This is a genomic window from Labilibaculum sp. DW002, from assembly GCF_029029525.1.
Classification (GTDB): domain Bacteria; phylum Bacteroidota; class Bacteroidia; order Bacteroidales; family Marinifilaceae; genus Paralabilibaculum; species Paralabilibaculum antarcticum.
In genome coordinates, this window is the sequence record NZ_JAKJSC010000007.1 from 150,561 (window position 1) to 168,738 (window position 18,178).

At 34.8% G+C, this 18,178-nt stretch carries 15 protein-coding genes; 12 read left to right on the forward strand and 3 right to left on the reverse strand.

The window, feature by feature from the left end; translation table 11 throughout:
- Window positions 1–91 precede the first annotated feature (91 nt).
- The 4 genes from L3049_RS18925 to L3049_RS18940 all read left to right on the forward strand — a co-directional run bounded on the left by L3049_RS18925 (window position 92) and on the right by L3049_RS18940 (window position 5,377).
- Window positions 92–2,638, forward strand: coding sequence for a phosphoenolpyruvate carboxylase (locus L3049_RS18925; protein WP_275111396.1), 2,547 nt, complete (start codon window positions 92–94; stop codon window positions 2,636–2,638).
- Window positions 2,639–2,737: 99 nt separating this feature from the next.
- Window positions 2,738–3,445, forward strand: a complete 708-nt coding sequence (locus L3049_RS18930) for a hypothetical protein (protein ID WP_275111397.1) — start codon at window positions 2,738–2,740, stop codon at window positions 3,443–3,445.
- A 405-nt stretch (window positions 3,446–3,850) separates the two neighbouring features.
- Window positions 3,851–4,555 (forward strand): Crp/Fnr family transcriptional regulator, encoded by a 705-nt coding sequence (locus tag L3049_RS18935; RefSeq protein WP_275111398.1) that lies wholly within the window; start codon window positions 3,851–3,853, stop codon window positions 4,553–4,555.
- 156 nt (window positions 4,556–4,711) lie between these two features.
- Window positions 4,712–5,377, forward strand: coding sequence for a protein-methionine-sulfoxide reductase heme-binding subunit MsrQ (locus L3049_RS18940; protein ID WP_275111399.1), 666 nt, complete (start codon window positions 4,712–4,714; stop codon window positions 5,375–5,377).
- A 9-nt stretch (window positions 5,378–5,386) separates the two neighbouring features.
- Here L3049_RS18940 and L3049_RS18945 read toward each other — a convergent pair whose 3' ends face one another.
- Window positions 5,387–6,061, reverse strand: a complete 675-nt coding sequence (locus L3049_RS18945; RefSeq protein ID WP_275111400.1) for a Crp/Fnr family transcriptional regulator — start codon at window positions 6,059–6,061, stop codon at window positions 5,387–5,389.
- A gap of 195 nt (window positions 6,062–6,256) precedes the next feature.
- On the opposite strand from L3049_RS18945, the gene modA reads away from it, so the two are divergent.
- From modA to L3049_RS18965, 4 genes are read left to right on the forward strand one after another with little or no spacing between them, the layout of a single operon-like run.
- Window positions 6,257–7,027 carry a molybdate ABC transporter substrate-binding protein gene (gene modA, locus L3049_RS18950; RefSeq protein ID WP_275111401.1) on the forward strand — a complete coding sequence of 257 codons (771 nt, stop codon included), beginning with the start codon at window positions 6,257–6,259 and terminating at the stop codon, window positions 7,025–7,027.
- A 1-nt stretch (window position 7,028) separates the two neighbouring features.
- Window positions 7,029–7,724, forward strand: coding sequence for a molybdate ABC transporter permease subunit (modB, locus tag L3049_RS18955; RefSeq protein WP_275111402.1), 696 nt, complete (start codon window positions 7,029–7,031; stop codon window positions 7,722–7,724).
- A 25-nt stretch (window positions 7,725–7,749) separates the two neighbouring features.
- Window positions 7,750–8,844, forward strand: a complete 1,095-nt coding sequence (modC, locus tag L3049_RS18960; protein WP_275111403.1) for a molybdenum ABC transporter ATP-binding protein — start codon at window positions 7,750–7,752, stop codon at window positions 8,842–8,844.
- 31 nt (window positions 8,845–8,875) lie between these two features.
- Window positions 8,876–9,976 carry a serine hydrolase domain-containing protein gene (locus tag L3049_RS18965; protein WP_275111404.1) on the forward strand — a complete coding sequence of 367 codons (1,101 nt, stop codon included), beginning with the start codon at window positions 8,876–8,878 and terminating at the stop codon, window positions 9,974–9,976.
- A gap of 52 nt (window positions 9,977–10,028) precedes the next feature.
- Here the strand turns inward: L3049_RS18965 and L3049_RS18970 are convergent, their stop codons facing one another.
- Window positions 10,029–10,268 (reverse strand): DUF3820 family protein, encoded by a 240-nt coding sequence (locus L3049_RS18970; protein ID WP_275111405.1) that lies wholly within the window; start codon window positions 10,266–10,268, stop codon window positions 10,029–10,031.
- 132 nt (window positions 10,269–10,400) lie between these two features.
- On the opposite strand from L3049_RS18970, the gene L3049_RS18975 reads away from it, so the two are divergent.
- The gene (locus tag L3049_RS18975) at window positions 10,401–10,862 is read left to right on the forward strand and encodes a GAF domain-containing protein (RefSeq protein ID WP_275111406.1); all 462 of its coding nucleotides are present in this window, start codon (window positions 10,401–10,403) and stop codon (window positions 10,860–10,862) included.
- A gap of 13 nt (window positions 10,863–10,875) precedes the next feature.
- On the opposite strand, the gene mnmA is transcribed toward L3049_RS18975, so the two are convergent.
- Window positions 10,876–11,955 carry a tRNA 2-thiouridine(34) synthase MnmA gene (gene mnmA, locus L3049_RS18980; RefSeq protein ID WP_275111407.1) on the reverse strand — a complete coding sequence of 360 codons (1,080 nt, stop codon included), beginning with the start codon at window positions 11,953–11,955 and terminating at the stop codon, window positions 10,876–10,878.
- A gap of 181 nt (window positions 11,956–12,136) precedes the next feature.
- On the opposite strand from mnmA, the gene L3049_RS18985 reads away from it, so the two are divergent.
- The 3 genes from L3049_RS18985 to L3049_RS18995 all read left to right on the forward strand — a co-directional run bounded on the left by L3049_RS18985 (window position 12,137) and on the right by L3049_RS18995 (window position 17,889).
- Window positions 12,137–14,182, forward strand: coding sequence for a M13 family metallopeptidase (locus L3049_RS18985; protein WP_275111408.1), 2,046 nt, complete (start codon window positions 12,137–12,139; stop codon window positions 14,180–14,182).
- A gap of 276 nt (window positions 14,183–14,458) precedes the next feature.
- Window positions 14,459–16,945 (forward strand): PAAR domain-containing protein, encoded by a 2,487-nt coding sequence (locus L3049_RS18990; RefSeq protein ID WP_275111409.1) that lies wholly within the window; start codon window positions 14,459–14,461, stop codon window positions 16,943–16,945.
- Window positions 16,946–16,998: 53 nt separating this feature from the next.
- On the forward strand, window positions 16,999–17,889 hold the full coding sequence (locus L3049_RS18995) for a hypothetical protein (RefSeq protein WP_275111410.1): 891 nt from the start codon (window positions 16,999–17,001) through the stop codon (window positions 17,887–17,889).
- Window positions 17,890–18,178: the final 289 nt, after the last annotated feature.

Sequence of the window (18,178 nt, forward strand, 5' to 3'; positions counted from 1 at the left end):
ATATACCTACATCTCGTTATTTTCAATCCGTTTTTATTATCTTAATAGGATAAATGATATGTGAAACATTGGGGGAATAACGAATGAACGTATGAGATCTGAAAAATTCCAAAATGAAGTTGATTTAAAATACCAACTGTATAATAGTATTTTTTTAACCTTGCCATTGGATGGAATTCATGGAACAGGAATATTAATTCCTATACTTAAAAATGAATGTTCGAAAGGATTAAAGGAGGGGAAATCGCCAATTGAGATTCTGAATCTTTTTTTTGAGAAACAAACCTCTTTTCGAACCGAAAAGGAGCAATTGGATTTTATGTTTCGGGTAATTCATTACATTGAAAGGCAAGTCGTGTTATTAGATGCAGTTGAGGATGCTGAATTTGATAAATTGAATGATATAGATGGTGCTGGAAGTTTAAAAGCATTGAAATCGAAAATAAAGCGTAAAGACAAATGGGATGAGGTAAAAAGTGATTTGGAAAAATTTGCTGTCCGTATTGTTTTAACTGCCCATCCAACTCAGTTTTATCCGAGTACGGTTTTGGCAATTATTAATGATTTAATTAAGGCAATCCAGAAGAATGATCTGATCCAAATTAAGCTTCTTTTAACACAACTTGGAAAAACTCCATTTTTTAAGAAGGAGAGACCTACACCATACGATGAGGCTAAAAGTTTAAGTTGGTATTTGGAAAATATATTTTACCGATCTGCATCTGAATTGTACTCCGAATTGCTTAGTAGTAAAGAGTTAAAGGATACAAAAGTTGGTCCTATGATTTCATTTGGATTTTGGCCAGGTGGCGATCGAGATGGAAATCCATTTGTAACATCAGAAACCACATTAAAGGTTGCGGAAAGATTACGAACCATATTGTTTACAAACTATTACAAAGATTTAAGGCTGCTACGAAGACGCTTAAGTTTTAAAGGAGTTTATGAATTAATTGTAGACTTGGAAGAAAGGGTTTTAGATAAAGTAAACAATGATTCTGAACAAGGTATTTCAATTGAGGAAATCAATGATGGTCTTTCGAAAATTGAGCACATTTTAGTCAACGAACATGATGGATTTTTCTTGGATTTGTTGAGGAAATTTCAGAATAAGGTAAAGCTATTTGGATCGCATTTTGCAAGTATTGACATTCGTCAGGACAGTAGAATCATTAAAAAAGCCTTCGACGTTTTGTGCGAATCTCCAGTTTTAGCTGGTAAAAATTTTGAAAAGGCTTCCATTGATGATTTGCTTGCTGTAAAGGAATCGATAAGTTCTTTTGTAACTACTGATGAAGTAAGCAGAGATACAATTCGCGTGTTTTCAGCCATGAAAGAGATTCAAGAACAAAATGGGGAACCAGCTTGTAACCGTTTTATCATTAGTAATTGTCAAACTGCCGTTGATGTGGCAAGAGTTTTCGCCATGTCTAAACTTTGTGCTTGGAATGAAGATTTACCCATTGATATTGTACCGCTTTTTGAAACCATTGAAGATCTAGCTAAGGCTGATGAAACAATGAAAGAGTTGTTTGAAAATGAAATTTATTACGGACACCTAAACAAACGTGGCAAAAAGCAAACAATCATGCTTGGCTTTTCTGATGGAACTAAGGATGGAGGTTACTTTTCGGCAAACTGGAGTATATACAAAGCCAAAGAAAACATTACACGTTTAGCCAGAGAGAAAGGCATTGTAGTTGTCTTTTTCGATGGTAGAGGTGGACCACCAGCACGAGGAGGGGGAAATACGCACAAGTTTTATTCATCACTGGGAAATAATATTGAAAATCAGGAAATTCAGGTAACCATTCAAGGACAAACCATTAGTTCAAAATTTGGCACCAAGGCATCTGCAAAATATTATCAGGAATTGTTGATTACTGCTGGTTTAGGGAATCGCTTGTTCGAAGATCAAAGCAAACAATTTAATCCTGAGGATAAGGAAATAATGGAATTGCTCTCGCAATACAGTATGGAAGAATATCATCGTTTTAAATCATCAGATAAATTTGTTCCCTATCTTGAGAAAATGAGTGCGCTTAAATATTACGGGAAAGCTAAAATAGGTAGCCGACCAAGTAAAAGAAAAGCTTCAGCTCAATTAAATTTTGAAGATTTGCGAGCAATACCTTTTGTAGGAGCTTGGAGTCAAATGAAGCAGAATGTGCCAGGATTTTTTGGGGTTGGTACTTCTATTAAGAGATTAAAAGATGAGGGGCGAATGGAAGGATGTAAAAAGCTGTATCAGAATTCATTATTCTTTCGAACATTAGTGGAGAATAGTATGCAGTCAATAAGTAAATCTTTTTTCTCTCTAACACAATACATGCAAAAAGATGAGGAGTTTGGAGACTTTTGGAATTGGATTCATGATGAATATCTTCTGAGTGTTGATATGTTACTAGAGGTGTCAGGGCAAAAAGAATTAATGGAATTATCTCTAGAATTAAAGGATTCGATACAACTCAGAGAAGAAATTGTTTTGCCTTTGATATGCATTCAGCAATTTGCACTAATGAAAATTAGAGAGATGGAACTAAATGGTAATATCGATCAAAATAAATATATTATATTGCAGAACTTGGTAATTCGATCACTTTATGGTAATATTAATGCCAGTAGAAACTCAGCATAAATAAAGTTTAAGAAAAATTATTCTTTGAATTACAATTTTCTTTTTCGATTATCGTTTTCTTTGTAATTGAGACACACTAATAGATCAAATAGAAGCCCAATGAAGATGTACAAATCATTTTTTACAATTGCCCTTATTACCTTGTTTTCCTTAAACATTTTTGCGCAAACTACCGAAACTGTTAAGGAAGAAGCTAAAACAGAAGTAAAAACACAAGATGCCACAAAGCAAGCTACAAGCACACCTACGGTAAAGAAAAAAGTAGTAAAGACGCCAAGAAAGGCTTATTTAGATGATGGGACGATTAAAGAGCAGTTCGATTACATGATGAAAGTATCGAATCGGTATGAAGATAAAAAGATTATCAAAATTAATTCCTTGAATCGATTTGAATCGAATGTGAAGGATTCTTTAGATTTTGTGAAGAAGAATTTAGCTGATTCAAAATCATTAACTACTGCTCAACAAAAGGAGATCACATCTCTAAAAAATGAATTAGAATCTGTAAAAAAGAATTTAGATGAAACTGTAAATTCTAAGGATAGCATGGCATTATTAGGTATGGAATTGCCAAAATCTACTTACAATACGATTATGTGGGTTCTTATTTTAGGTTCATTGATTATCGCAGGGATTTGTTTCTTCCTGTTTAAAAGAAGTAATGTAGTTACAGTAGAAACGAAGGAGACTTTGGTAGATGTAAGGGAAGAATTTGAAACACATCGTAAGAATGCTCTTGTTCGTGAACAAAAATTGGCAAGAAAATTACAGGATGAAGTCATTAAAAATAAGAATTTAGGACTTTAAAATAATGATATTTAAAAGAAAACCCCAGATTGATCAGTCAATCTGGGGTTTTTCAATTAAGCTTAACGTTCTAATTTGGTTTACGGTTTGAAAATTTGATTTTTGGCTAAAAATCTTCTTGATAATATCACAATAACCACAAAAGACAAGACCAGAAGAGACACTCCAAATTTGCAATAAAATCCACAATAGAATTTGTCTTGCGCACCCAATTCTGATGCCGACCAACCAAATGCAATTAACAAAACATAGTCGATAAATAATATCAACGTTAACATTAGTAATATGAATAATGTTTTTTTCATGCTCTTATATTGTACTGTAAAGTTACGCCATAATAAGAGCTTATAATAATTGCTTAATGTGAATGATTTATCTTACCTTTGTGAGATACATCACTAAGTTATGTTATTAACAAAGGCCAATACAATATTTTCCAATTGTGAATCATGCACAGATAAATCTTGTGCAGTTCAAACGCTGTCCGATTCGGAACTAGAATTGCTGAGTAACAGTTATCATGAAGCAAGTTTTGAGAAGGGTGAAATTATACTATCGGAAGGATCTATGGCTTCTCACATTGTTTACTTACGCAATGGTTTAGTTAAGGAATATGGAAAAGGAACTTCTTCTCTGGAATACATACTTCAGGTAGTTAAACCGCATTCCTATTTAGGTTTGCATTCTATTTTTAGCGACAGGATTAACCATTATTCATACATGGCGTTAACCAAGGTTACCGTTTGTTATATCGAGTTACCTGTTTTTTCTAAGTTTATTAAAGAAAATGGAAATTTTAGTTTCGAAATTCTATCTTCGGTTTGTAATGATAGCCTTCGAAATTATCATCGTTTTATTGATCAACATCAAAAAAAGATATTTGGAAAGGTTGCAGATGCATTGCTATATTTTTCAAGTGTTATTTTTCAGTCTTCTAGTTTTGCTTTGCCCCTTAGTCGTAAAGAGATTGCACATATGATTGGTACAAGTAGAGAAAGTGTATCGAAGCAAATTTGTGGCTTTGAGACGGATAATATTCTGAAAGTTTATGGAAGAAATATTACCATTTTGGATATGGAGAGATTGCAGCAGATCAGCAAAAACGGTTGATTCTTCCTATTTATGAATACCTATATATTGGTATTTTTCTTTTCAATCTATTTTAGCATTTTTATGCTCGAACATAACATTTATGAGTTTTTTCTGATCGATAAAAAAGACTTCTTGCGAAATGTGTATTCTACACAAAATATTATTGAATTTTAGATGAATTGGTTGAAGAAACATTGGGGCTGGATTTTGGTTTGCATTCTTGCAAGTTTACCATTAGTGAACTTACTAGAAATGCTAAGCTTCAATTTTGAGGATAACACTTATGCTTTCTTACTGTTTGATGATTATGAATATCCTCCACATATAGCAGATCAGATGGATTTTGATTCCATGCCAGGAATTAAGTATGCTAGTCAGGTTACGGGAGAGTGGGCCATACGTTTTTTACTTGCTATTTTAATGTGCACACCTTTAAGAATTCTTTTTGGTTGGACTTGTAGTTTGTACACGCGCCAAGCAATTGGGATTACTACAGGAGTATATGCTCTGCTTCATTTTCTATTATTTGTTACTTACGAAGGGGTTTTGGCAACCTTTAGCGAGCCCGAATTAATAATTGGTTTTCTAGCGTGTATCATTGTCTTTTTCTTGATGATTACCTCGAATAAACGTTCGATGAAATGGCTTAAGAAAACATGGAAAAAAGTGCATCGATTATCCTATTTTGCCGGAATATTAGCACTTATACATGTCATATTAATGAAGGAAGATTGGGTTTTGTATGCAAGTATTTTAGGCGTAGGTTTTTTATTGCGTTACAAGCCGATTCGTAGCAAAATAGAACAGGTAAGAGTGAAGAAAGCCAAAACGAAGAACTAAGGTCATGGTTTAGGTAAGTTCCTTTGGTTTTCGAACTAAGATTCGTCTTCTGTCATAAGTGATAATTCCTTCACGCTCCAATTCATTAAAAGTAGAAGTAACCGTTTGCCTTGTTGTCGCAGCAAGATTTGCAATGTCTTGATGAGTAAGGTTTAATCGAATTTCTCTTTCATCACCAATCTTTATTCCATGTTCTTCTATGAGGTCGGATAAAAGGCTTTTAACACGTTCTGCAGCCGATTTAAACCACATCCGTTCCAAACGGCTACGTATCTTTTTAAGTCTGAACCCAATCAATTTGGTTATTTTTAGACTCAAGCGTGGATGACTGGCTAAAAAATTTTCAAATTCTTCTACATTAATATAGCAGATAATAGCATCTTCTGTTGTGGCTGCAATTTGTTCTCGATTTGTTTGACCTGCTATAGCTAATTCCCCGAAAATTTCTCCAGGTCCAAGAATCGCAAATATTAATTCTTTACCATCATCAGAAAAAGAAGAGATTTTTACTTTGCCTTCCTTTAGAAAATAAATGGAATTGGACACGTCGCTTGGTAAATATATGGTTTGATTTTTTTTTGCCTCAAGCATTTTGGCTCGATCACTTAGTTCCATTTTTTCTTTCATGCTTAGTGAATCCAGAAAATTAAAATTTTCAAAGTACCAAAGGATATTGTCCTTCATAAGTTGCTTTTTTTTAGTGCATTATTTTCTAACTAACAATTTACGAAATTTTATTTAGAATGATTAAAAATTAGCATTTCCTTAACAAATTAATTATTAGTGCTAAGGATTCCTTCTCGTTGAAATACGCCATTTTAATAGAAAAATGACTATTTTAACATCTTCTAAAAATCATTAAAGCAACACAAATCAATAATGAAGTTAACGCTTAAACATCTCTTTCTTCTTTTAATAACAACTTACTCTTTAGTAGGTTGTTCATCTACAGAAGATCGGAATGAGGTAACATTATTTGCAGCATCAAGTCTTACTGATGTGATAACTGAAATAGCCCATGAATATACGCTTGAAAAGGGAGTGAAAGTGAGACTTAATTTTGCATCATCAGGGATTTTAGCCAGACAAATTGAGAATGGAGCAGGTTTTGATTACTATGTTTCTGCTAGCAAGGAATGGATTGATTATTTGGACTCTTTGCAATTTATTGCAAGTAATTCGAAGAAAGGAATTGCAAAGAACAGTTTGGTTGCAATTGTACCTATCGATAGCAATATTGGAAAGCAAGATTCTGTATCGATAAATCAATTTCCTCAATTGTTTAAAGGAAGGTTATCAATTGGAGATCCCTTGCATGTGCCAGCTGGCAAATATGCACATCAAATAATAAAAAAATACTTGTGGCAAGAGAATTTGGATAGGAGGATATTGCCAGCAAAAAATGTTCGCGATGCTCTTTTTATGGTTGAGATGGGAGAGGCTGAAATGGGAATGGTATACCTTTCGGATGCAAAGAAATCAAATAAAGTTAAAGTGATATTTGAGTTTAAGAAGGAAGATAGCGATCCCATAGAATATTACGCTGCCACTAAAATAATAAAGGATAAGAAAACAGATGATTTTATAGCCTTTTTAAATGGTGATAAAGGAAGAATGATATGGAAAAAGAATGGTTTTAATGTAAACTGATATGCAGACTTTTTTAGGTTTTTCGGAAGTGGAAATGAGCGCAATTACCTTGTCTTTTAAGGTTGCTTTATGGTGTGCCGTATTGGTTTTGCCAATTGCAATTTTAGTTGGTTGGTGGCTTGCAAGAAAATCGTTTAGAGGAAAGTCCTTAATTGAAGGAATTATTAATTTACCATTGGTGTTACCGCCAGTCGCTACGGGCTTTATTTTGCTTTTGCTATTGGGTACCAGAGGTGTAATAGGACAATATTTAAATGAATGGTTCGGAATTAGAATTGCCTTTACTTATTATGCCGCTGTAATTGCATCTATGATTGTATCTTTTCCCTTGGCTGTTCGTGCCATTCGTCTTTCAATAGAAATGGTCGATCCTGGATTTGAAGAAGCTGCAAAAACATTAGGAGCAAATACATTTCAGGCTTTTGTAAGAGTAACCTTACCTTTGGCTTTGCCCGGTATTATTAGTGGTTTCGTTCTTTCGTTTGCAAGATCGTTAGGTGAGTTTGGTGCAACAATTATTTTTGCAGGAAATATATCGGGCGAAACACAAACAATTCCATTGGCTCTTTTTAATCAGATTCAAGTACCAGGGATGGAAAGTTCGGCTTTTCGCTTGCTCTTAGTGGCAATAGTATTTTCTTTTTTAGCCATGTCTGTATCTGAGTTTTTGGTGAAAAAATTACATCGAAGGAACTAGAAGAGATTAAATTAAACAATCAATTATGCATGCTTTATCAGCGCACTTGAAATCTAAGAAAGGGAATTTTTCTCTTGATATAGAAGTGGATTTTATAAAAGGAATTACAGGGATTTTTGGTCCTTCGGGAGCTGGGAAAACAACTCTTTTGCATTTGCTTGTCGGATTGGAACGTCCAGATGAAGGTTTTGTTGAGATCGATGAGGCGAGGATGGTTGATACTTCAAAAAAAATATGGGAGCCAGCTCGTAATCGTAAGATCGGTTACGTGTTTCAGGAGGGAAGATTGTTTCCACACATGACCGTTCGCAAAAATTTACTATTTGCAACTCCTTATGTCCTGAAAGGCAAACAAGTGATTGAATTTGAGGAGCTGGTTGGTTTATTAGAATTAAATGATTTGTTAGACAAGAGGCCAAAGCAATTGTCTGGAGGAGAAAAGCAACGAGTGGCAATAGGAAGAGCTCTGCTGAGTTCTCCAAAGCTTTTGTTAATGGATGAACCATTTTCATCGCTAGATGTAAAGTTGCGTCGACAGATCATCCCATACTTAATTAAGATCAATCAGAAATTTAAAATCCCAATGTTGGTGGTTAGTCACGATTTACCCGACTTGCTAAGCTTAACTAGGGAATTGTTTTTGTTGAAGAATGGCAGAGTTGTAGGTCATGGAAATTACCTCGATTTGGTAGAAGAGGAAAGCATGCTTGATGTTATGCGTGGTGCGGGTTTAATGAATGTCATTCCATTTAAGGTAGAATCTCATGATCAAAAAAATGGTATCACAATCCTATCAAATAAAGATGCTCATAAAGAGATTCGGGTAGAGCGTGAGTTAATAACGGATTGTTGTTTGGTTGGTGATGAAATGAATGTATCTCTTCGTCCGAAAGATATTGCATTAACCCTTGAGGAGATTCCTAATATCTCCATTCGAAACCAGCTGCCAGGAACCATTATTAAGGTAATTCAGAAGGAGAACCGAAACTATTGTCTTGTGGATGTCGGATTTAAGTTGTTGGTTTCAATAACGCATGCATCGCAAATGAAGATGAATTTAACAGAAGGGAAAAAAGTATGGTGTCTGTTTAAATCAATGGCATTGCAAATTAATATTTAAACCAATTATGATTGTATCAGTCTAAGAAATTATGAAAGCACATTTGTTAATTTTACTTGTAATATTGTTCTCAGCTTGTAGCCATGGTAACAATAATTCTGATGAAGAAATTATCGATGAACCAGAATTGTATTTTCCATCTTTAAGCACATCAGATTGGGAAACTAAATCGCTTGAAAGCTTGAATTGGGATGAATCTAAGTTGGAAAGTTTATATGATTTTTTGCAAGAAAGTGACACCAGAGCGTTTCTTGTTTTAAAAGATGGTAAAATTGTCATTGAAAAATATTGGGGCAATACAATATTGAATACTGGAGCATTCGAACAAAATAGTAATTGGTATTGGGCTTCGGCAGGTAAAACACTTACTTCTTTTTTAGTAGGAATTGCAGAGCAAGAAGGCTTGTTAAGGATCAATGATAAAACTTCTGCATACCTGGGAGAGAATTGGTCGGATTTATCTTTGGAGAAAGAAAACCTTATCCTAATAAAACATCAGCTAACAATGACAACAGGTTTGGATTATACCGTATCAACTCCTGATTGTACCGATAAAGATTGTTTGAAATATAAAGAAGATGCAGGGAGTCAGTGGTTTTATCACAATGCACCTTATACATTATTAGAACATGTAGTAAGTTCTGCTGCAGGAATGACTTACAATGCTTTTACAGATGAAACAATAGAAGCTGAAATTGGAATGAATGGGATATGGAGGGCTGCCGGGGATAATAATGTTTATTGGAGCACTGCCAGAGATGCTGCTCGATTTGGCTTATTACTCTTGAATAAAGGGGCTTGGGAAGATAAACCGGCTATGCTTGACGAGGATTATCTTAATGCGATGATCCATTCGTCACAGAACTTAAATCCATCCTATGGATACCTGACTTGGTTGAATGGTAAATCGTCCATTGTATTACCAGGTTTAGCTGCGTCATTTAATGTGCCTCTTTCCGAGGATGCTCCTGAAGATTTATTCGCAGCTATGGGAAAGAATGGTCAATTTATTGATGTCGTTCCTAGTAAAGGAATAGTTGTAATTCGAATGGGTCATGCACCAGATAATTCTCTAGTACCTTCTGTATTCCATAACGATATGTGGACAAAATTAAATGCAGTGATAAACTAAGTTCGCATAATTTTGATCTGGAAATTATGAATTTTAGTTTTGTGCTAACTGATCACTGATACTTCTTGCAAAGTGGTCGTAACATTCCTTCTAATCCATTTAGCTTTATTTCATACATAGAGGCTAGCATTTCTCCTAATTTACCAGCTGGAAATCCTTTTTGTCGATACCAAACCAAGTAAGGTTCCGGAATATCAATTAGGTATCTTCCTTTGTATTTTCCGTAAGGCATTCTCATTCGAATTAATTTAATTAATTCCTCGTTCATGAAACCCTTATCTATATTATCCATATCTGTAGTAATCGATTTTGCTGTAAAGATATTTTAGATTTTTTAGATACAAGGGTTTTTTAGCATGAAATTTGTGCTTGACATTATGGATAATTTTCGCATAACTTTAATAATTCTTAAAAGTAATTCGAGATGAATACATTAGAAAAACAAAATATAGGAAAGAATATCTTGTGCAATTGGCAAACTAAAGTTGATTTGTTAGAAGATTTAATGAAGGTGTCGGCAGTTTTGATTATGAAGTTGCACCCGCATGAATTAGAGGTTTTTGTAGGTTCTAAAAATGAGGGAAATCCTTATGCTATTGGTGATAGAGGCGAGTTGAATATTGGTTCGTATTGCGATTCTGTTGTTGCTAGCAAAGCCAAGGTGAAAATTGAAAATGCAGCTATAGATGTAAATTGGAAAGATAAATTGAAATACAACAACGGCATGTCTTGTTACCTCGGCCAACCAATTTTTTATCCAAACGAGGATTTATTTGGCACTTTGTGTATTCTAAATCAGGAATGCAGAGTTTTTGATGATTTGGATCAGCAATTGGTCGATTATTTTCGACAAAGTATTGAATCTGATTTAATTATTGAATCCTAGAAAACGAAATGTTTTAGACTGCAAATCCACCACCAATTAGCTTATCGCCAATGTAGAATGCAACGGGTTGCCCTGGTGCAATTGCCCATGCTGCGTCTTCTAAATTAACTTCCAACTCTTTGTCGGTAGTGATTGTTAGCTTGCTGAATTTTTGAGGATTGCGACCTAGTCCGCGAACAATTGTATTGATGTTTGGCAATTGAGCATCAGCAATATTATTAAAGTAGTAATCGGAAACCTTGAAACTCATTTTATTGAGATCATCCTTCTTTTCCAAAATCAACCTATTGTTTTTCGCATCAATACGGCTAACCATCAAACCCGTTTTTTCTTCCAGTTCCAAACCTCGTTTTTGTCCGATGGTGTAGTAAGGATAACCATCGTGCCATCCCAGATGCTTGCCAGTAGGATCGGTAACTTTTCCTTTCCCAATTTTTTGATTGATATCAGGAATCATCTCTTGCAAAAAGTCACGATAATCCATTCGATCCATAAAGCAAATGCCCATGCTTTCTTTCTTTTTAGCAACTTCGGCAAAACCAAAGTCTTTGGCAATTTCTCTTACTTCTGTTTTGGTGTATTTACCAAGTGGAGTAAGTGTTCTTGCTAAAATATTCTGGCCCAAATTCCAAAGAAAGTAAGATTGATCTTTAGCAGGATCTTTTCCTTTGTGGATGTAATGAGTATTCGCTTCTTCACGAATTTGAATGTAATGACCTGTTGCAATGTATTCACAGCCCAGTTCATCAGCTTTGTCCATTAGTAATTTCCACTTTAGCTGAGGGTTACACTGAATGCAAGGACTAGGCGTTCGCCCTGCCATGTATTCATCTAAGAAAAACTGGATGATGGTATCTCTGAATTCTTTACGTGCATCGATAACATGATGCTCGATGTTTAAAGTACTTGCCAATTTTTGGGCATCAAGAATAAAGTCGGGAAGGGCTTCGTTTGGATCGTATTCGTAATCGGAACCAAAAAACCAAAGAGAAACACCAATTACCTGATAGCCTTGTTTAACTAGCATCATAGCTGTTACAGATGAATCCGTTCCACCGCTCATTCCCAATACTACCTTCGCTTTTGTTTCCATCTCCACCGCTTAAATTGCCTTGATTCTTGTAATCTTCTGCAAACATATCCTTTTCACGGAAGATTACAAAATCGGTCTTATCGCGCAAATCATAATGAATATCGAAAAACTATGGCAATTGATTGGGATTTTCCTATTTTCGCTCGCAACTAAAAACGATTATTCACAACAAACCAAAACAATGAATTTAAAACAATTGTCAGGCGGTATTTTAAGCGCAAGTTTGGCGCTTACCATTATGGTGGGATGTGCTGAAAAGGCGCCCAAGGGTACAGATGTACTGAAAAAAGAAGACATGAATCTTGAGGCAAACCCCGGGGTTGATTTCTTTGAATATGCTAATGGAACCTGGATGAAAAACACACCAATTCCGGCTGATAAAAGTCGTTATGGTGCATTTGATATTCTTGGCGAAAAAGCAAACGAAGCAGTTCATAATATCTTAGAAGAAGCTGCAAAAACCGAAAATGCAGCTGAAGGAAGTAACTTAAAAAAGATTCAGGATTTCTATGCAACCGCTATGGATGTAAAGAAAATTGATGAAGTGGGAATTAAACCCCTATTGCCTGAATTTGAAAAAATTGCTGCTATCAAAAATGCTACGGATCTACGTAACGAGTTAATTCATCTTCACAAGATGGGAGTCAGCGCTTTATTTGGTGCCGGCGTTGATCAGGATATGAAAAATACAACGGTTAACCGCATGTATCTTTCTGAAGACGGTTTATCATTGTCCGATCGCGATTACTATGTTACTGACAACGAAACAAGTGAGAACATCCGTAAGGAATTCGTTAAGCACGTTGCCAAAATGTTCGAATTGATTGGTGATGATGCTAAAGTTGCTGAGAAAAATGCAAGTGATATCATGAGATTTGAAACTCGCATGGCTAAAAAGTTCAATACACTTTTAGAGAATAGGAACTACCCTGCGATGTACAACCCTAAAACGGTTGAAAATCTAATGGATGAGTATCCTAATTTCGATTGGGCAACTTATTTCAAGGAGATGGGTGCGGACATTAAAGAGTATGTCATTACAACTCACCCTCGTTATATGAAAGAGTTGAATATGATGTTCAAAGATGAAAAAATGGCCGACATCAAATTGTACCTAAAATGGAAAGTCCTTGATGATGCAGCTGGCTCAGTAGGAACTGATCTGGAAAATCAAAACTTTGCTTTCTATGGAACAGTTTTAACTGGAGCTACTGAACAGACACCTCGTTGGAGACGTATGTCAAAATCAACTGGAAATGTAATGGGTGAAGCAGTTGGACAACTATACGTTGAAAAATATTTCCCACCTGAAGCTAAAGTTAGAATGGACGAGTTAGTTACTAACCTGAAAGTTGCTTTACGCGGGAGAATTGAAAAACTGGAATGGATGAGCGAGGCAACTAGAAAAGAAGCTTTAGCTAAACTTGATGCATTCGGTGTAAAAATTGGATATCCTGAAAAATGGGAAGATTACTCAAAGCTTGAAGTTGGGACCGAGTCTTTCATCGAGAATCTATGGAATGCTGCTCGTTTTGGCGTTAAAAAGAATTTTGCAAAACTAGGAAAACCTGTTGATACTAAGAAGTGGGGTATGACTCCACAAACAGTAAATGCATACTACCATCCTCTTTTGAATGAAGTTGTATTCCCTGCTGCTATTCTTCAGCCTCCTTTCTTCTATTTAGATGGTGATGATGCTGTTAATTATGGTGCAATTGGTGTTGTTATTGGTCACGAAATGACTCATGGGTTTGATGATTCAGGACGTCGTTTTGACAAAGAAGGAAATATGAGAGATTGGTGGACACCTGAAGACACTGAGAAATTCAACGCAAGAGCTCAAAAGTTAGTTGATCAATTTAATGGATTCCAAGCTTTTGAAGACCTACATGTTGATGGTAAATTAACTCTAGGTGAAAACATTGCTGATTATGGTGGATTAACAGTTGCTTTGGAAGCTTATAAAATGGCTTTAAATGGTGAAAAACCTGCCGACATTGATGGCTTCAACAATATGCAACGATTCTTCCTTGCTTATTCAAAAGTTTGGAGAGGAAACGTGAGAGACAAATACTTGAGAAAACTAATCAAGGAAGATGTTCACTCTCCAGGAAAATATCGTGTTAATGGAGGATTATTCAACATTCCTGAGTTTTACGCAGCTTTTGAAATTAGTCCAGAAGATCCTTTGTATCGTACCGAAGAACAAAGAGCTAAAATTTGGTAAGAAATTAACCAATCTAATTGATACAAACCGCCTCAAGCAATTGAGGCGGTTTTTTGTGCTTATATTTTTTTTATGATTGTAATGATAATGAGAAATTATTTTTCATAAAATGATTGTGATTTTACTTTGCGATTTGGTTTTTGTTAAATAAAAATTGTAATTTTAACTGTGTTCGAAATATCATAATGCAATTTCGTATTGTGTTGACTCTCTTTATTTGTTCTACGAATAGTTATATAACTCTTTTCAGTGAAATAATACATAAAACATTAATGAATGCCTAAAAAACCAATAATAACATTAGGTAGTATGCATGTTTGTCCGATGTGTAGTGGAACCATTCCTCATGTTGGAGGTCCGGTTTCTGGACCTGGACAAGCAAATGTTTTGATAAATGGAAAGCCTGTGGCTACTCTGGGTGATATCTGTACCTGCTGTGGACCTCCTGATGCAATTGCACAAGGTGAACCAGTAGTTCTAATAAATGGATTACCAGTTGCTACAGTTGGCTGTTTAACTGCACATGGAGGTACGTTAATACAGGGTGAACCAAATGTGACCATCACAACAAGCGCTTCTTCTAAAAAGAGTACGGCAAAAATTAAAGACATTCCGTTTCCAGAGATCACAACTTTTGATGTAATGGGTGCTATGCTTAAAGGTGTATCTAAAGATCTGCAAAAAGCAAAAGAAAATATTGAGGAGATTAAAAAAGATGCTAAGGAAGAGCATGGCGAAGAGGAAGAGGATAAACAATTGCCCAAATTACAAGGTGAAATAATCTTTGTGAATGGATATTTAAGCGAATCTTTAGGTGGGATATTAAATGCATTACTTGATATTAATCCTGATTCAAAAAAATATTTTTCAAATTTAAGTAGAGGCCACAATGTTGACGAGGAAAATCACATTGATGATGATGATATTCTAACTGCAGATGAATTGGAAGCTATTAATAATATGACTGATGCGGAAAAACTTGAAGATTCTTTTTCTATTCCATATGTGAAACTTGGGGAATCAAGAGAGGCAACTGTACCATTTCCTATTGGCTTGTCTCCGGTTCCAAATTTTATGCCTTGTAAAATAAAGTATCCAACTTTTCAAATAGGTAAATTGGGGATCGACTTGCCTAATGTAATTAAACCAATTCCAAAATTGACGAAAGTTGAAATAAAAGAGGTTTTTTATGGATATTGGAATCAATTGGGGAATGGTAACAGCGCTTCAAAAGTATATGCCGATTATTTTAATGCAACGGGTAGGGAGCATTTTATAAATGGCTCTCATGGATTAGGATCGAATGCCGCACATAGGCTGGATCATGGTATTGCCTTAGGATATCATTGGGCAAAGTACAATTGGAAAATAAAAACGAAAAAAGAAGTTGATGCTCAAAAATCAGAAAAACCCCAAATTGAAAGTTTGTCTCCTGCATACAAACCAATTACAATTGTGATGCATAGTCAAGGAAATGCTCCTGGATCTGGTGTTGCCCTTGGTGTTTTAAAATATGCAAAAGAACAAGGATGGGACAAGGTACCGCTAAACATGATTTACCTTGGAGTGCATCAGCCTACGAATTTATGTGATGATGAATACGAGCGTTTTATAAATAATAAGGTTAAGTATTACGGTGTTGATAAAAATTTTTGGGATGCAGCAGTTTGGACTCCTGCTTTAAGAAAGGATAAAAAAGTTCTTAAATTCTTTAATAGTATGTCCGATCTATTTAATCCAAAGTATCATAAGTTACACCATAGAAGAGGAATTTATGAGCATCTTAAAGATCTTAACGTATTTGAGCAACTTAAAGAAAGGTCGGTTCAGTTTACGTTTGCTAACGACAGAGGTGACTTGGTAATTAGGGATGGAGATATTCCTGAAATAGACAGTGCTTGCAATCCAGATAGAGATAATAGTCTTTATAGTGTGGAGTTTCTTAGAAATGGAGAAGTTGATGACAATAAGTCAAACTCGCTTAAAAAAACAGTTCCAATTAAGGATGAAGGAAATCTATTGATACCTGCTTATTCGGCTGTACCTCGCTTATTTGTCGAGGAAAAGGATGGAGTAGTTATCAAAGAATATTGGGATGATTATAATAGTGTTGCAACCGATTTTGGGAATGCTGCTGCAAAATTTGTAAGCCTTCAGAAGAAGTTCAAATTTACTTATAAAGATATTTTATCACCAATTGGAAGAAAAACCAAGCAGGCCATAGAAATTTATATTAGTCATAAACAGATGCTTTATCATTATGGTCGCATTCAGGAAGCCGATTTGTACGCACACTTTAGCCCTGTTGAATTTATAATGGATGGTGATATTCTAAAACATCCCGATTTTGATGATAAATTAGGTCAGGAGAGTATCTGGGAGAGAATTAAAAATCTGGGAGCGAATAAATTTTATAGGGTGGAGTATGGGGATAGAGATGATGTCGAAAAAATGAACGATGAAGACATGCGTAATAAGGAAAAAGAAGAACTTCCTAAATTAATGACTAAGCAAATTTTAACAGGTATTGCAGATTCTGACTATGTGAATTTTGTTATAAAGGCATATGTTGATGGGGATGAGGGTGCTGAGAAAGAATTGTATGAAGAAACTGCTGTAAATTCTAATTATAAAGAAATAGAACGGCTTCAAAATCTCTTAGGTAATGAAGCTGTAAATCAGTTAAAAAAAGATTTAGTTGATGAAATAATTATGCAACAAGACAATACTAGAGTTGTTAAGCCAAAATCTTTAAAATTATGAATCAAAGAATAATATACTTTTTGACAATTATGATTCTATTAAGTTATTGCACAATGAAACTTGAAAATAAAATTAATACAGAAGAATATCAAGAACTTCACTTTTACTCAGGGAATCAAACATATGAGGTTGTTGAGCTTATTTCTAAGGAGAACTTAGCTAAATATGTACAGTTTGATACGATTCAGGATCTTTTAGTTCTAAAATCTTATTTTAAATCAAAGGACAAGAATAATAATACATATGAAACACTAAAAATCACAGCAGATGGAAAGATTCAAGTATTTGATGATACCGATAAGATTCTTAAGGATGGAACAATGTGGAATCGGAAATACTATCGAAACTGGCTTAACAATGGAGACAAAACCAAGCAAAAGTACCTTAACCCACTAACAGGTGAGGAAAAGAAAAATCCTAAAAAATGGTTAGCTAAATTTATTAAAATGTATAATGAGGCATCTGTGGTTTATGAATCGTCGTGGTCGTATTATATGAAAATAGATGGTCTTTGGTACAAATTTGAGCAAAATTTAGAGGTTAATAGTGGTAAGTTTGAAAAACAATATCCTATTAAATATGATGATGCTCGAATGATTGAATTAAAAGATCAATGTCCAAGTTTTGGGATCGCACCTGAAAAAAGAGACAGCAGTTTAATGAAGGAGATGAAATATGAATCTACATTTTTTGAAAAATCGAGTAGAGGTAAAGCATTTAATTTCTCGGCCGGTTGGTGGTATTTAGATTTTTATATGCAAGGCGGAGATACGCTTAAAATAAAACGTTACGCTTCCTATCGAAACCCAGCACTTAAGGTTTATAAAATCCCAAAAGAACATGGTGGTAGAGATGATGTATTGTTCATTGTGCAGGAGCCTAGTGAAATGCTTAAAGAACAAGTAGGCGGAATGTATGTTATACGACCCAAAAATATCAAGTAAGAAAATTACAAACCGTCTCAAGCAATTGAGGCGGTTTTTTTGTGCTTATATTATAAACTATCCTATAAATAGCATTATTTTCTTGTTTTAGGTTTAAAGGCAAATAAGTGACTTATACCACTAATAGCAACTTGGCAAGTTTGACAGGATAAGAATTATGTGAATTTTATTAGCTTTGGTACTGTTCAATTTGATAGGAGTTGTTGTTATCCCTCAATATGGGAGGAATAACAGCAACTTTTAACAAGACATAAAAGAAATAACAACAATATTGTCGTTATAAACTAGT

Excerpts from the sequence above, each read along its gene's own strand:
- L3049_RS18925 (WP_275111396.1), top strand. The coding sequence starts at position 92 with ATGAGATCTGAAAAATTCCAAAATGAAGTTGATTTAAAATACCAACTG.
- L3049_RS18930 (WP_275111397.1), top strand. The coding sequence starts at position 2,738 with ATGAAGATGTACAAATCATTTTTTACAATTGCCCTTATTACCTTGTTT.
- L3049_RS18935 (WP_275111398.1), top strand. The coding sequence starts at position 3,851 with ATGTTATTAACAAAGGCCAATACAATATTTTCCAATTGTGAATCATGC.
- L3049_RS18940 (WP_275111399.1), top strand. The coding sequence starts at position 4,712 with ATGAATTGGTTGAAGAAACATTGGGGCTGGATTTTGGTTTGCATTCTT.
- L3049_RS18945 (WP_275111400.1), bottom strand. The coding sequence starts at position 6,061 with ATGAAGGACAATATCCTTTGGTACTTTGAAAATTTTAATTTTCTGGAT.
- modA (WP_275111401.1), top strand. The coding sequence starts at position 6,257 with ATGAAGTTAACGCTTAAACATCTCTTTCTTCTTTTAATAACAACTTAC.
- modB (WP_275111402.1), top strand. The coding sequence starts at position 7,029 with ATGCAGACTTTTTTAGGTTTTTCGGAAGTGGAAATGAGCGCAATTACC.
- modC (WP_275111403.1), top strand. The coding sequence starts at position 7,750 with ATGCATGCTTTATCAGCGCACTTGAAATCTAAGAAAGGGAATTTTTCT.
- L3049_RS18965 (WP_275111404.1), top strand. The coding sequence starts at position 8,876 with ATGAAAGCACATTTGTTAATTTTACTTGTAATATTGTTCTCAGCTTGT.
- L3049_RS18970 (WP_275111405.1), bottom strand. The coding sequence starts at position 10,268 with ATGGATAATATAGATAAGGGTTTCATGAACGAGGAATTAATTAAATTA.
- L3049_RS18975 (WP_275111406.1), top strand. The coding sequence starts at position 10,401 with ATGAATACATTAGAAAAACAAAATATAGGAAAGAATATCTTGTGCAAT.
- mnmA (WP_275111407.1), bottom strand. The coding sequence starts at position 11,955 with ATGGAAACAAAAGCGAAGGTAGTATTGGGAATGAGCGGTGGAACGGAT.
- L3049_RS18985 (WP_275111408.1), top strand. The coding sequence starts at position 12,137 with ATGAATTTAAAACAATTGTCAGGCGGTATTTTAAGCGCAAGTTTGGCG.
- L3049_RS18990 (WP_275111409.1), top strand. The coding sequence starts at position 14,459 with ATGCCTAAAAAACCAATAATAACATTAGGTAGTATGCATGTTTGTCCG.
- L3049_RS18995 (WP_275111410.1), top strand. The coding sequence starts at position 16,999 with ATGAAACTTGAAAATAAAATTAATACAGAAGAATATCAAGAACTTCAC.